The sequence below is a fragment of the Paenibacillus sp. FSL R5-0701 genome (assembly GCF_037973995.1).
In the GTDB taxonomy this organism is placed as follows: Bacteria; Bacillota; Bacilli; order Paenibacillales; family Paenibacillaceae; genus Paenibacillus.
This window is the reverse complement of record NZ_CP150230.1, coordinates 3,157,612-3,170,039: the sequence shown is the minus strand read 5'-3', so window position 1 is coordinate 3,170,039 and position 12,428 is coordinate 3,157,612. Positions and strand designations below refer to the sequence as shown.

13 protein-coding genes are annotated in these 12,428 nt (G+C 43.7%); 3 read left to right on the top strand and 10 right to left on the bottom strand.

The annotated features are described in order from the left end of the window. Positions 1–121 precede the first annotated feature (121 nt). Positions 122–1,582: an alpha-L-fucosidase gene (locus tag MKZ13_RS14085; protein ID WP_339184814.1), complete on the bottom strand. Its 1,461-nt coding sequence runs from the start codon at positions 1,580–1,582 to the stop codon at positions 122–124. 122 nt (positions 1,583–1,704) lie between these two features. On the opposite strand from MKZ13_RS14085, the gene MKZ13_RS14080 reads away from it, so the two are divergent. Further along, positions 1,705–2,550: an AraC family transcriptional regulator gene (locus MKZ13_RS14080; RefSeq protein WP_339184812.1), complete on the top strand. Its 846-nt coding sequence runs from the start codon at positions 1,705–1,707 to the stop codon at positions 2,548–2,550. A gap of 26 nt (positions 2,551–2,576) precedes the next feature. Here the strand turns inward: MKZ13_RS14080 and MKZ13_RS14075 are convergent, their stop codons facing one another. After that, positions 2,577–3,134, bottom strand: a complete 558-nt coding sequence (locus MKZ13_RS14075; RefSeq protein WP_339184810.1) for a glycoside hydrolase family 99-like domain-containing protein — start codon at positions 3,132–3,134, stop codon at positions 2,577–2,579. Positions 3,135–3,297: 163 nt separating this feature from the next. Between MKZ13_RS14075 and MKZ13_RS14070 the strand changes: the two genes are divergently transcribed. Then, the gene (locus tag MKZ13_RS14070) at positions 3,298–3,519 is read left to right on the top strand and encodes a hypothetical protein (RefSeq protein ID WP_339184808.1); all 222 of its coding nucleotides are present in this window, start codon (positions 3,298–3,300) and stop codon (positions 3,517–3,519) included. A 114-nt stretch (positions 3,520–3,633) separates the two neighbouring features. On the opposite strand, the gene MKZ13_RS14065 is transcribed toward MKZ13_RS14070, so the two are convergent. The 6 genes from MKZ13_RS14065 to MKZ13_RS14040 all read right to left on the bottom strand — a co-directional run bounded on the left by MKZ13_RS14065 (position 3,634) and on the right by MKZ13_RS14040 (position 10,243). Beyond that, positions 3,634–4,980, bottom strand: coding sequence for a glycoside hydrolase family 30 beta sandwich domain-containing protein (locus MKZ13_RS14065; RefSeq protein WP_339184806.1), 1,347 nt, complete (start codon positions 4,978–4,980; stop codon positions 3,634–3,636). 22 nt (positions 4,981–5,002) lie between these two features. Further along, complete coding sequence (locus tag MKZ13_RS14060) at positions 5,003–6,646, bottom strand: sugar ABC transporter substrate-binding protein (RefSeq protein ID WP_339184804.1); 1,644 nt, start codon at positions 6,644–6,646, stop codon at positions 5,003–5,005. 37 nt (positions 6,647–6,683) lie between these two features. Then, positions 6,684–7,571 (bottom strand): carbohydrate ABC transporter permease, encoded by an 888-nt coding sequence (locus MKZ13_RS14055; RefSeq protein ID WP_076211802.1) that lies wholly within the window; start codon positions 7,569–7,571, stop codon positions 6,684–6,686. Positions 7,572–7,586: 15 nt separating this feature from the next. After that, complete coding sequence (locus MKZ13_RS14050; protein ID WP_206099103.1) at positions 7,587–8,576, bottom strand: ABC transporter permease subunit; 990 nt, start codon at positions 8,574–8,576, stop codon at positions 7,587–7,589. A 119-nt stretch (positions 8,577–8,695) separates the two neighbouring features. After that, positions 8,696–9,718 (bottom strand): LacI family DNA-binding transcriptional regulator, encoded by a 1,023-nt coding sequence (locus MKZ13_RS14045; RefSeq protein WP_076330992.1) that lies wholly within the window; start codon positions 9,716–9,718, stop codon positions 8,696–8,698. 180 nt (positions 9,719–9,898) lie between these two features. Further along, positions 9,899–10,243, bottom strand: a complete 345-nt coding sequence (locus MKZ13_RS14040; protein ID WP_339184800.1) for a thioredoxin family protein — start codon at positions 10,241–10,243, stop codon at positions 9,899–9,901. A gap of 118 nt (positions 10,244–10,361) precedes the next feature. Between MKZ13_RS14040 and MKZ13_RS14035 the strand changes: the two genes are divergently transcribed. Continuing rightward, entirely contained in the window at positions 10,362–10,499 is a 138-nt protein-coding gene (locus tag MKZ13_RS14035) for a hypothetical protein (protein WP_221819496.1), read from the top strand. Between the two features lie 79 nt (positions 10,500–10,578). Here MKZ13_RS14035 and MKZ13_RS14030 read toward each other — a convergent pair whose 3' ends face one another. Together MKZ13_RS14030 and MKZ13_RS14025 are read right to left on the bottom strand one after the other, a co-directional pair. Further along, complete coding sequence (locus MKZ13_RS14030) at positions 10,579–10,872, bottom strand: DUF3817 domain-containing protein (protein WP_339184797.1); 294 nt, start codon at positions 10,870–10,872, stop codon at positions 10,579–10,581. A 205-nt stretch (positions 10,873–11,077) separates the two neighbouring features. Beyond that, complete coding sequence (locus MKZ13_RS14025; protein ID WP_339184795.1) at positions 11,078–12,046, bottom strand: LacI family DNA-binding transcriptional regulator; 969 nt, start codon at positions 12,044–12,046, stop codon at positions 11,078–11,080. Positions 12,047–12,428: the final 382 nt, after the last annotated feature.

The following is a 12,428-nucleotide window of genomic DNA, read 5'->3' as shown; positions in this document are numbered from 1 at the left end:
AAGTAAGAATTTCGTGATTATTATATGAGTAGTAGCCCAACCAAAAGAGCGCTATCCGATGAGTACAATACTCCTGGATGCGCCCTTTTTATATTTACAGTATTCAATTTATCTTTGTTGATTAGTCCAATTTAATTTTGAAAACAATAGGCGCATTACTTTTCACAGTTGTCGTTGTGATCGTCAGTGCGTCCGCTGTTCTCTCCCATTGCGGCTGTTCTTCATAGCCAAGTACCTGAATATCTTGAATGACCCCTTGATAATGGTGAGAATTTTCCTTCAGGGATTTAATCTGCACCACTCCGTTATCTGGATAAGCAAGAACCGTGGCATACAGACTGCTTTCTTTTAACGTAAACCGTATATCTTCACTCGTAAATATCTTCGTATCCCCATCCGTGAATTGCCCCTCCTTCACCTCTGTCGGACCCTCGCCAAACGTACGCCAGAATGACGTGTCATAGATCGCTTCCCCATTCACTTCCAGCCACTTGCCAATGCTCAGCAAAATGTCGCGATCTTCTTCCGGTATGCTGCCATCTGCTTTGGGACCAATGTTCAGCAGTAAATTTCCGTTTTTGCTTACAATATCGACGAGATCCCGAATGATCTCCTCAGCCGTTTTATAGTTATTATCTTCCGTATAACACCATGAGTTTTTAGCGACAGCTGTATCCGTTTGCCAAAAATAGGGCTTAAGCTCAGCGAACTGTCCCCGCTCCACATCCGGAACGGCAGTACCAAACATATAGGCCTCATGTTTATAATTGATAGCTACAGGCACACCCCATTCTTCACCTTTGTTATAATAATAGGCAGCAAATTTTTTAAGATAGGGTTTGAACGCAACCGTTTGAATCCACCAATCGAAATAGAAGACCTTTGGCTGATATTGATCGACCAGTTCACAGCAGCGAATCAACCAGTCCTCCAGATACTCCTCGGTTGGAGGTGAGTCATACAAGTCGAAGTGATCCTTGGGTTCAGGCATGGCAGGCCAATAGAAATCCCCACGCTCCAGGGGTTCCTTAATATCTGAATCAAACGCCTTCCCGTGAGACATGAAGAACCAGTGCTCGGCGCGGTGAGACGACACACATAAGGTCAGCCCCTGCTTCTCGTATGCAACCTTCATCTCACCCAGAAGATCCCGTTTGGGGCCCATTTCATATGTGTTATAGTGAGAGATAGAGCTTTTGTACATCTGAAAACCATCATGGTGCTCAGCCACAGGCATAACATATCTGGCTCCAGCCTGTTTGAATAACGTTGCCCATTCGTCTGCATCGAACTTCTCTGCACGAAACATCGGAATGAAGTCTTTATATCCAAAGTCCTTATGAGGCCCATACACCTCAAGGTGATGTTCATAAGCTTTGGTGCCTTGTATGTACATATTTCGCGAATACCATTCGCTATCATAGGCCGGTACAGAGTATAGCCCCCAGTGAATGAATATACCGAATTTCGCTTTTGGGTACCATTCGGGAACTTGAAAGGCGCTAAGCGAACTCCAATTGTCCTTGAATTTACCGCTCTTAATCGTTGCTTCAATCTGTTGCAAATATTCGTTTTTGTCCATGAGATGTTCTCATCCCTTCTGTTATTGTCTGTAGCTGTATTGTAGTGCTACAGCCGAAGGATAGACATGCAGAACACTAACTTTTAGATGGACAATAATAACCTTGTATGGAGATGAAAAGTATGAATCACCAAACTTTGCTTACGAACTACCTGTCCAATCTCCAAGTCGAATTATTTATGGTCAACTACAATCGGTGCGATACGGATTGGCGGGACCTGGATTACACGCCTGATTACAGCAAGTTTTATTTCATATGCGAAGGTGAAGGTTGGCTCAAAATTGGGGATGAGGAGTACTATCCTGCGCCTAATCAGCTTATTTTAATGCCAGAGGGGATCAAACAGTCTTATTCTGCCATTAACGACCGTCCTTTTCTCAAATATTGGTGTCACTTTAGCGCGAAGGTTGGGGGAATCAATTTGTTCCAAATTCTGAAATTCCCACACATCTGTACGATAGATCAACCTGAGTTGATTCAAGCAATCTTCAGCAGTATCCTTACATATGCAAAATCCGATGAAGTCTATGCCCATATGATGGCCAAGAGCAAACTGACCGAGTTACTATCCCACTATCTAATGAATCTGGATCTGGATCAGATCTCTTTTATTAACGTTCCTGTCATGGAGAAACTGTCTACCATCCTGGCTTATATTGATTCCAACATCGAAGAGAATATTTCGGTTCAGGATCTGGCTCAGATCGCCTACATGCATCCAAATTATTTCATTCGATTCTTCAAGCAGCAGATCGGAGTTCCTCCGATCCTCTATATTACTGGCAAAAAAATCGATAAGGCCAAGGAGTTGCTGGCCTGCACCCCGAACACAATAACTGCCATTGCCGAACATCTCGGTTTCAGTGATTTGTACTATTTCTCCAGACAGTTCAAAAAACATACAGGGTTAACTCCAACGGAGTACCGCAAACAAAAAACGTTACTTACAACGAAACATGGTCTGTAAACAACCTCAAAACAGAGAGAGTTCCCTCATTCGGAACTCCCTCCTACAGACTTGTTTCTGTTCGATTCATGCTGAGTTGCTTTCTTGAGTTCTCTCAAATAAGCATAACCATAGTTTTGATCCGGCTCAAGATATGCCCCTTCCGCCCACTCATTCCAGGCGTTAACAAAAAGGTATTCACTTTTGTACAGCGTCCTCGCTCGTTCCATCTGTCTGGATAGATACAGCCCAAACTTCTCTGGGGTGGACCCAAGCGTACTCTGTCCGTCAACGCCTCTCCGCGGTGTATTATCCCAATTGACAAAAGCTCCTGGATAGACAATTTCTCCGTTACGGTGTGGTGTTCGTTCGAGAATGGAGGACCATACCTTGTCGTAATTCACAGCAATATGCTGCTGTCCCTTGATGTTCATTTCGATCCAGATTCCATTCATATGTCCATGTGCAAACGTATAATGTGGTTCAAATTCCATACTCGCATCAAAAATCTGACGATTAAATGTAGGGAATCCACCAATGGTCTGCACAAAATGGATCCCTTTCAGGCCATGCTTCAGCGCCAATTCACGCCAAAACTGAATCATTTCCTCACATTGAGGAATACTGGCTGGTCGATAGATCAGAAATCAAGTTAATGGTAATCAAACCGTTGGTGTCGATCTAAACGTCAATGGCAGTCAGACCATAACAGGCAGCCTTCAAATCAACGCCAGCTCCTCGATTGTCAACCATTTGGGTGTAGGCGGAGTGATTGAATCTGGAGATAGCGTTAAGGCCGCTACACAATTAATGGCACTCAATCAACCTACTCTTCCAGTCTCCCTCCCCGTTTTGCAACAATTCAGATATTACAATCCTGGTGTTGCAGGTCAACCCGGTCTGGTCTTAACAGGGACAGCTGGCAACCAATATATACTGTTCGTTGATGAGAGTAGCGGGACACCCCATCTCGCTATTCAGCCCGTATAATATAACTCTGAATAGATGAATTTCACCAAAAAGAAGCGATATCCGTGTACACTCCGGATATCGCTTCTTTTTGTTTCTTTTCTGATGAAGCCTGGTTATAACTCATCAAATTTATCAATCTGTGATTAATACGGACAAGACACTTTTGCTTTCCAGCTGGAACTTCATCAATACATCGTCTCGCAGCTTAACCTGTATGTTGCCCGTCTCCTCCCCATCATTGAAGAGGACTAAACCTACGGAACCGTCGGCATTTTTAAAAGCCACAGAGCAAATTCCATCATCACTGGATGTTGTTTCGATCCGAACAGCCTTCGGACGGATCACAGCACTGAAATGAGCCAGAGCATAATAATCAAGTGTATACGTAAGTTCCTTTGTTTGCTGATTCACTTGCACGATACCACGACACGTACTGCGACCAAAACCAGGAACCGTAGGCCCATTATTCTCATCTAGTGCCATATTCCAAAGTACAAAGGACTTGCTGTAATTGCGAAGAATCTGAATTCCCGTTCGCATCACATTTGAGAAGGCTTGCTCAAATGGCGGAATCCACTCTCCACCCGAACCTTCAGTGAAATGCACTTCTTTACCTGCAAAAGCTTCATAAACCTTCGTTTGAGCAGAAGCATCGCCCCCGTACCAATGCCAGGCTACACCATCTACTTCCTCTCCCGCTTGTTCAATTACTGTCAGGGGATAGTCCGGTTGATCCCAGTTGTGATCGTAACAGAGAATCTTGGTTTGAATATCGTTTTGCACAAAGGCTGGTTTAAGATGGTTTTTGATAAAATCTGCTTGGGCCTCGGCTGGCATCAACATACCAGGATAGTGCCCTGGTTCATAAAGCGCCTCATTCTGTGGTGTAATGGCATGAATCGGTAATCCATGCTTGCCATACGCTTGAATGTATTTCACGAAATATTCAGCATAAACGGGATACCATTCCGTCTTTAATTGTCCGGTAATCATCGATCCGCTCGTTTTCATCCATCCCGGTGCACTCCATGGTGAAGCAAACAGCTTCAGTTCAGGATTCAATGCCAACGCCTTTTGCGTTAAAGGAATAACGTCCCCTTCATCATGTGCAATGCTGAATTGGGTTAATTCCGGGTCTGTCTGCTGTTCTGGCATATCGTTATAACTGTATACCGTTCTCGCATAGTCCGAAGCGCCCATCGGATTACGGATGACTGACAGCCCGATCCCTTTCTCCGGATGGAACAGTCGGGTCATGACCTCATCCCGTTGCTCCTCACTCAAGATTTGGTTGATCAAATAGGCAGATGAATCGGTAAAAGAAGCACCAAATCCGTCCATCTCCTGATACGTTAGCTGATCATCCAGATGGATGGTCGTTGTCTCCTTATCAGCATCCAGAGGCTTTAATTGTTCTCGGGAGAGAGATACAAATAAATTTTCTTCACCCGTGGATCTGTACATTTTGAATGTAGTCATAGGATTCTCCTTTGTATTTCTATTATTGAATGCCTAGTTTCTCTTTGTTCAATTTCATCTTTTCACTGCGTACCTTCACAATCTCTTCCCAACGGTTCTCACCTAAAAATGACTTGTAAGAAGCCAGTGCATTGTCATACGAGGCATCATCCTTGGAACGTACCATACTGACCAGTGTTGTATTCCACTTCGTATTGATTGCTGACAACGCACGAGCTTCAGGTGTACCTTGATCCGGGCTAATATTCTCCAGAATAAAGTGAGGTTTCAGCTTGCCTTTGCCCCACTCCTGCATCTGTTTAATGGCTTCCGGAAAAGCATCTGCACTGAGTGCTTTGTGGCGGTCATGACCGAAGAACATAAACTCACCCATCCGATAATCCTTCTTGAATTGATCTGCGTTATTGAGTTGCAAGTCTTTCACCGCTGGCAGCAATTCCACGCTACCGTCAGCTTTAGTTTGGAAGGTCTCCCCTTCGATCCCGTAATTCATAAGCGTCTGTCCTTCTTCACTCAACAAGTATGTGAATATCTGAATGGCCTTGGCCGGATCTTTACAGTCCTTGGAAACGAAATTGATCATCCACCCGGTTATTCCGGATTGATTCAATGTTGGTGCATTGCCTTTAGTGCTCTGCGGTCCATCAATGGCGATATATTCTTTGCCCGGATTGGCGCTCATGTAGATCTGCAGGTTCCCTCCTTGTTGAGGTGTACCGTCGAGCAGCATGGTTGCATATTTACCGGACTTCACTTTTTCTTCAAAAGCCGTGCCATCATCCGCGAAACTGTCATCACTGATATTGCCATCTCTGTACACGGTGTTCAATGTTTTCAACCACGTGAGGTAATCTTCATCCAGATTGCGATCATAGAATTCTCCTGATTCCGTCTCCAGCGGAACACCGATGAAATCTTGCAACGTATCCCCGAGTGAACCTGTTCCTTCACCAATGGAGTTGAACCCAAACGGAATCAGCGCAGGGAATTCTTGCTTAATTCGTTTCATCACACTCTGGAATTCTTCTGGTGTTCCAATGACAGGACTACCCAGTGCTTCATACACATCCTTACGAATGATAAATGCCGTTTTGGCAGGAATGTTACCGCTATCATAATCCTCTTGCGTATTGGAATAGTTCGGGTAACCATACGTTTTACCATCTGCCAACTGGAACCAGTTCAATGTATCGGCAGCCGCAACTTTATTGAAGTAAGGATCATATTTTTCCGCCAGATCGTTCAGCGGCATAGCCCAGGTTGCAGCTTTTTGCACCACTGGAGAATTGGAGTCAAATACGGTCAGCAAGTCAGGCATATCTCCACCTGCGAAAAAGGTGTTTAACTTGGTATCATCACCCGTGATGAATTTAATATTGATGTTCAGATCCTCTTTGATTTTCTTGGTGACAATATCCTTGCCAAAATCAGTGTTCCACCAGTCTGCATTGACGTACCAGGTCAGGTCGGTAGCCTCTTCTTTTTTATCCAACTGCCAAGCCGGCTTTTCCGGGTCAACCGTATAACGATCTTCAATGGATACCCAATTCCCTTCACTGGAGCCCCCCGATCCACCGCTGCAACCTGTAATCATAAGTACGGCTGTGAGCAGTGTTGCCAGCAATTTAATCCCTTTTTTGCCTGATGCCTTGTTCAACTTCAACATATTTTTGTTCCTCCTCAAAATGGGGTATTTGTTGCTCCTATTCCTTGACCGCTCCGAGCATCATTCCCGAGATAAAGTATCTCTGAACGATGGGATAGATCAGCACGATAGGGAGTGTTGTAATGACAATGGTGGCCAACTGCACGCCTTTGGTCGTTGTTTCAATGACAGCGGAACCCCCGACATTTTGCATGGATTGTGTCTGGGACTGAACGATAATCTCATACAGCATCATCTGGAGTGGATACAGTGACTGATCGGTAATATATAACTTGGTTGTCATGAAGTCGTTCCATTGCCCCACCCCATTAAATAGCGCAATTGTCGCCATGGCTGGCATGGAGAGCGGAATGAATATTTTCAGGAAAATATGCCAATCCCCTGCGCCGTCAATCTTGGCCGATTCTTCCAGCGAATCCGGGACATTCCGGAAGAAATTCATCAGAATCACGACATCATAGAAGCTGAATAGCGCCGGGATAATGTACACCCAGAAGCTGTTAAGCAAGCCAAGTGATTTGATTAACAGATACGTCGGGATCATACCGCCCGAGAAGAACATGGTAATAACACCCATGGCAACGTATAATTTACGGCCTCTTATGTACTTTTTGCTCAGACCGTAACCAACCATGGCACAGAAGAACACATGTGTAACAACGCCAATCGTTGTTTTGGACACTGATATGAAGAAAGCCTGCCAGATGCCCTGATCGTTGAATACAGCTCTGTAATTCTCCAGCGAGAATTCCGGTGACCAGAAGATGAATCCACCTTCCGCCAGCGCTTTGCCTGAACTAAAGGAAGAAATGATGACATTCCAGAGAGGAACGAGAATAACGACCGTACAGATGATTAGCAAAATCATATTTAAGGTATCAAAGATCCGACTATCGAGATCTTCTTTTGCCACCTTTCCATTCACGCGGGCTGCCTCCTTCTACAACACAGATTGATTATCGTTTAATTTGCTTGTGATTTTGTTTGCCGTGACGAGTAGAATGACAGAGATGATTGAGACACCCAAGCCAACGGCCGTTGCATATGAAAAGTCACCCTGAGACATCCCCATACGATAGACGTACGAATTGATGACTTCCGCTTTGTCGCGGTTCTGAGAGTTCATGAGAACCAGGGTCTGATCCAGATTCGACCCCAATAAACCGCTTACAGTTAGAATCAGATTTAGGCTGATGATTGATCTCATATTAGGCAATGTGATATTCCAGATCTGTCTGAGACGGCTTGCACCATCAATTTTGGCAGCTTCATAGTATGTTGGGTCAATCTTTGCCATGATCGCCAGATACAGAATCGTTCCCCAACCTGCTTCTTTCCAAATATCCGATAACGTAGCAATCCACCAATACTTACCTGCATCCAGCAAGATGTTCTGCGGTTGCGAGATCACTCCCAGGCTAAGTAACAACTGATTAAATAAGCCCGTGGTTGAAAACCACGTGATCAGCATTCCCCCAAGTACGATCCAGGACAAAAAGTGAGGTAAATATGAAACCGTTTGCACAAACTTCTTGAAGCGTCCGCTGTTTAACTCGTAGATCATGATCGCGAGAATGATCGGAATGACAAACCCGATACCTAATTTCAAAAAACTGATCCCCAGCGTATTCACGACCGCATCCCAGAAGTATTTGTCTGACAAAATGATTCTGAAATTATCCAGCCCTACCCAAGGAGCGGTAGCCAGCGTATCAATGACCGTGTAATTTTTGAAGGCAATTGTCAAACCGTAAATCGGGATATAACAGAAAATAATCATAAAAATAATGCCCGGGATAATCATCGATTGAATCTCCCATTGTCTCCGATAATCGACTATGAATTCTTTGATCCGTTGTCCGATGGGTTTCTTCCCATTGGGACTGATCGCATTTTTACCGGTTGATGTCTCTACGGCTAATTTATCCACGTTTTTTTACTCCCCTCCATCATGCATGCATGTTCATAAAAACGTTTTTATTTTTCGACATAAAAAACCCCTTTGTTTATATTTAAGTAAAAAAAGACCGGAGAAGAAGCTGAATCAACTTATGTACGGTAGTCTTTCCGGTCGATCTTCACATGGCTTGAACCTCTCACCACCAGCTCACCCGCCAATTTTTGTGCAGCACCTTGTTCTTTCTCCTTGATCATACCCACCAGTTGATTGATGGCCAGGATACCCTGTCTTGCAATTTGATTTCTTACCGTTGTAAGCGGTGGAGAAAAATACTGTGCGATATCAATATCGTCAAAACCCACGACACTAACATCTTGTGGCACTTCAAAACCCTCAGACTTCAACGCATGCATACAGCCAATTGCACTCAAGTCATTCCCTGCAAGAAATGCATCAGGCCGCTTGCCCGGGTGTAAGTGAAGAAAAGATTTTATCGCACTATACGTACTCTCCTCCTCAAAATACCCTTGTATAATGTAATCTTCATCGATTGGAAGCTGGTATTCACGCAAGGCAGCCAGATAGCCGTCTCTACGCTGCACACTGTCAAACATTGTGTCCACGCCCGAAATATAAGCAATTTTCTTGTGACCCAGCCCAATTAAATACTTGGTTGCTTCATAGGCCGCCACATACGAGTCAAAAATGACACTTCCCATCGTATCGCTCTGATAGACCCGATCCAGAAAAACAGCCTTGATCTTGTCTTTCTCCATGGCGATAATATCTTGCTCATCGATCCGAAGCTCTTCGTATATAATGACACCATCCACCCGCCGACCCAGAATATTACTCATAATTACGTGTTTATCCTTGGTCACAAATACATTCAGCCCGTACCCCAGACGATCACATTCGCGAGACATTGATTCAACCAGCTTATAGAAATACGGACCCGATACACTTGTAGTGAAAAAACCGAGCATTTTGGTTTGACCGGACTTCAACAGCTTGCCATTCAGATTGGGCACATAATTTAAACGCTCTGCCACCTTAAGAACATGTGATTTGGTCTCCGGGTTCAAGACATCCACACCATTTAAGGCGTTGGAGACAGTAGATATGGATACGCCCGCTTCCCTTGCTACATCTTTAATCGTTATCTTTGCCATAAGTTTTGTTCCTTTACTATAAAAACGTTTTTATAATGTTTAAATTATCATAAAACCGTTTTCATCGCAACACTTTAATTTGCGAGTTCAGGCATCATGTAACTTTGTTCATAGCTATACGCCACTGCGGGCGCAAAAAAACGGCTCATGTATGAGCCGCCGTTCATGAAGCTTTAGCTTCTATTCCTCATCCTGGATATACATGGATTGAATCTGTTGCAGCTGCTCTTCCAGACGTTCCAAGCGAACAAAACGATCCGCTCGAATATATTCCTTCTGCTCCACAAGCATGATCATTGTTGGAACGGTGAAAACAAGAAACTTGGATGCAACCTCTTCCACTTCATTAGCATTAATGTGACCCAGATATACCGATGGATAAGGTTCAAGCAATGCCCTGATCTTGGGGAGTAAAGCGTGACATACACTGCACTCTGGACGAGATACATACAAAAAAACCAATTCATGTTGTTGAATAGCTTCTTCAACCATTTCTATGGATGTTAACTCATGAATATCTTTCATAGAAGCTCAATCCTTTCAGTCATCAATAGCTTGCTCATTTTAAACTTTTTCTTTTCAAGTATAACCTATGTGCGTTAGAATCAAATGGAATATATCCCCATATGAAAGAGGTTATGGTATGAAAAAATCATTCGTATTTCTGTTCACTGCCCTGGTAGTTGTTACTTCCTTCTCGGCGTATGCACCTGTGTCAAATGCCTCTGGCGATATTGGCGTAAGCCTGCTGTCTGATCGTCAGCAAGGTACAGTAAAGTAGTACTTGTATAGAAAGTAACAGGCGACAATTCGGATAACATCTGAATTAGTCGCCTGTTTTCATTTTTTCTTATTGATCTTTATTTCCAATTTCTCTTCCGAAGATAAGATTCAAATACAAAAGTTCCAAACGGCAATAGACCGGCGAGTCCACCCATCAGGCAGCGCGTTATCTTCCACTTTTTGACCAGAGCCAAGTGAACTAGCGCAATAAGGTACAAGGGAAATAAAATACCATGAATCATGCCCATTACGGCTACAGCGGAAGAGATATCTGCAAAATATTTCAGAGGCATAGCAATAAAAATCAATAGAAGTAAGGATACACCCTCCCATATGCCCGCAATTCTGAATCGGCCTGTCACTGTCTTCATAAAGTCCATTCTCACCTTTCCCGCTAATCGTTTGTGAAATATGTAACTTGTAACATGATACAAAAAACCTCAGCGACATCTCTGTACAGATATGTCGTTCTAAAGCACATCTTCAGTATAACGTATGAGTTTGACTCGAAGATGCTTCAAATTTGAATAATTATTGAATCCATAAAACCAGATTCCAGCATCAGATCTTACGGATTCAAGTCGTCTCACGCTCAATCAGCTGGTATGTCAGCTGTTCGATCTGCAACTCCACTTTACCCAATACGGCCCACAATTGATGGAAAGCCTGGGTAGCTTGCTCCGCAATCGGATTATGTATGGTCGTGATTCCAAGAACACGGGAAAGCTCGATATCATCAAACCCCACAATGGCAAGTTGTTCCGGTACCTGAATATTTCGTCTGCGTGCTTCACTCAGAATGCCGATGGCTGCATAATCATTTGAACATAATACGGCCTGTGGAAGTTCTGGCCCCTCAGCCATTCTTCGCATCGCTTCTTCGCCATCGGAGGAGCTAAATACGGAATATTGATACGCTTCAGTCCACACATGCAACCCTCTGCTCTTCATGAAAGATTCATAGGCTTCACGGCGGCTCTGGGTATTCAAACTTTCAGCCCTGCCAAATGCATTCGCAATTCGGGTGTATCCTCTTGATACCAGATGCTCCAGAGCTAACTTGTATCCTTCTGCCTGATCCATCGCAACAGACGGAATCTCGTCATTCCCCATTCGCTGCCAGGAGACAATCGGACCGTATTCCATATACGCCTTTAATTTCCGAGGATCATTGACACAAGCAATAATAACTAGCCCATCGACTCGTTTACTGCGCAGATCTTCGAATGCCTGCAATTCAATCTCCGGATCTCCACGGGATGTATAGATAATCGTCTGAAACCCAAAATCCATGGCTGTATCAATGAATTGATTCATGAATGTAAGAATGATCTCACCTGTGGTAGAGGTCACAATTCCAATCTGCTTTGTCTGTCCTGTAGATAACGATACCGCATTCCGGTTGGGAATATAATTCAACTGTTTCATAATATCCGTTATGATCTGTCTTGCTTCATCACTAACATGCGGAGAATGATTAATCACGCGTGACACAGTCGCTTTTGAGTAACCGGACCGCTTCATTATTTCATCAAACTTGGACATCGGAGACTCCCTTCTTGCTAACGAACTATATAAGTTCAACTAAGATTATTTACACTGGCACTTCGATGACAGAACAACCTTCCGATCGCTGTTATCCCCAGATTTTTTGATTCCCTTATCTAAACGGGAAAATCCGGGGATAGCGTATGCTTCCGATGTAGCTTTCTTTCAGAAAGCTTTCAGGCGACCGCTTCGCTTCTTCTGGTTATTTCTGTCCTCTCCGTTTTCGTGTAAATTTAGTTGAACTTATTTAGAATAATAGTATGCATCAAATCTGGGTCAAAAGTAAAACTTGACGTGTAACCCGTTACAACGTTTAAGCTTTTTTTATGTCATACATGAACAACCTCTTAAAATCAATTTGATGAATGGAGCGATACAC

Excerpts from the sequence above, each read along its gene's own strand:
- MKZ13_RS14085 (WP_339184814.1), bottom strand. The coding sequence starts at position 1,582 with ATGGACAAAAACGAATATTTGCAACAGATTGAAGCAACGATTAAGAGC.
- MKZ13_RS14080 (WP_339184812.1), top strand. The coding sequence starts at position 1,705 with ATGAATCACCAAACTTTGCTTACGAACTACCTGTCCAATCTCCAAGTC.
- MKZ13_RS14075 (WP_339184810.1), bottom strand. The coding sequence starts at position 3,134 with ATGATTCAGTTTTGGCGTGAATTGGCGCTGAAGCATGGCCTGAAAGGG.
- MKZ13_RS14065 (WP_339184806.1), bottom strand. The coding sequence starts at position 4,980 with ATGACTACATTCAAAATGTACAGATCCACGGGTGAAGAAAATTTATTT.
- MKZ13_RS14060 (WP_339184804.1), bottom strand. The coding sequence starts at position 6,646 with ATGTTGAAGTTGAACAAGGCATCAGGCAAAAAAGGGATTAAATTGCTG.
- MKZ13_RS14045 (WP_076330992.1), bottom strand. The coding sequence starts at position 9,718 with ATGGCAAAGATAACGATTAAAGATGTAGCAAGGGAAGCGGGCGTATCC.
- MKZ13_RS14040 (WP_339184800.1), bottom strand. The coding sequence starts at position 10,243 with ATGAAAGATATTCATGAGTTAACATCCATAGAAATGGTTGAAGAAGCT.
- MKZ13_RS14035 (WP_221819496.1), top strand. The coding sequence starts at position 10,362 with ATGAAAAAATCATTCGTATTTCTGTTCACTGCCCTGGTAGTTGTTACT.
- MKZ13_RS14030 (WP_339184797.1), bottom strand. The coding sequence starts at position 10,872 with ATGAAGACAGTGACAGGCCGATTCAGAATTGCGGGCATATGGGAGGGT.
- MKZ13_RS14025 (WP_339184795.1), bottom strand. The coding sequence starts at position 12,046 with ATGTCCAAGTTTGATGAAATAATGAAGCGGTCCGGTTACTCAAAAGCG.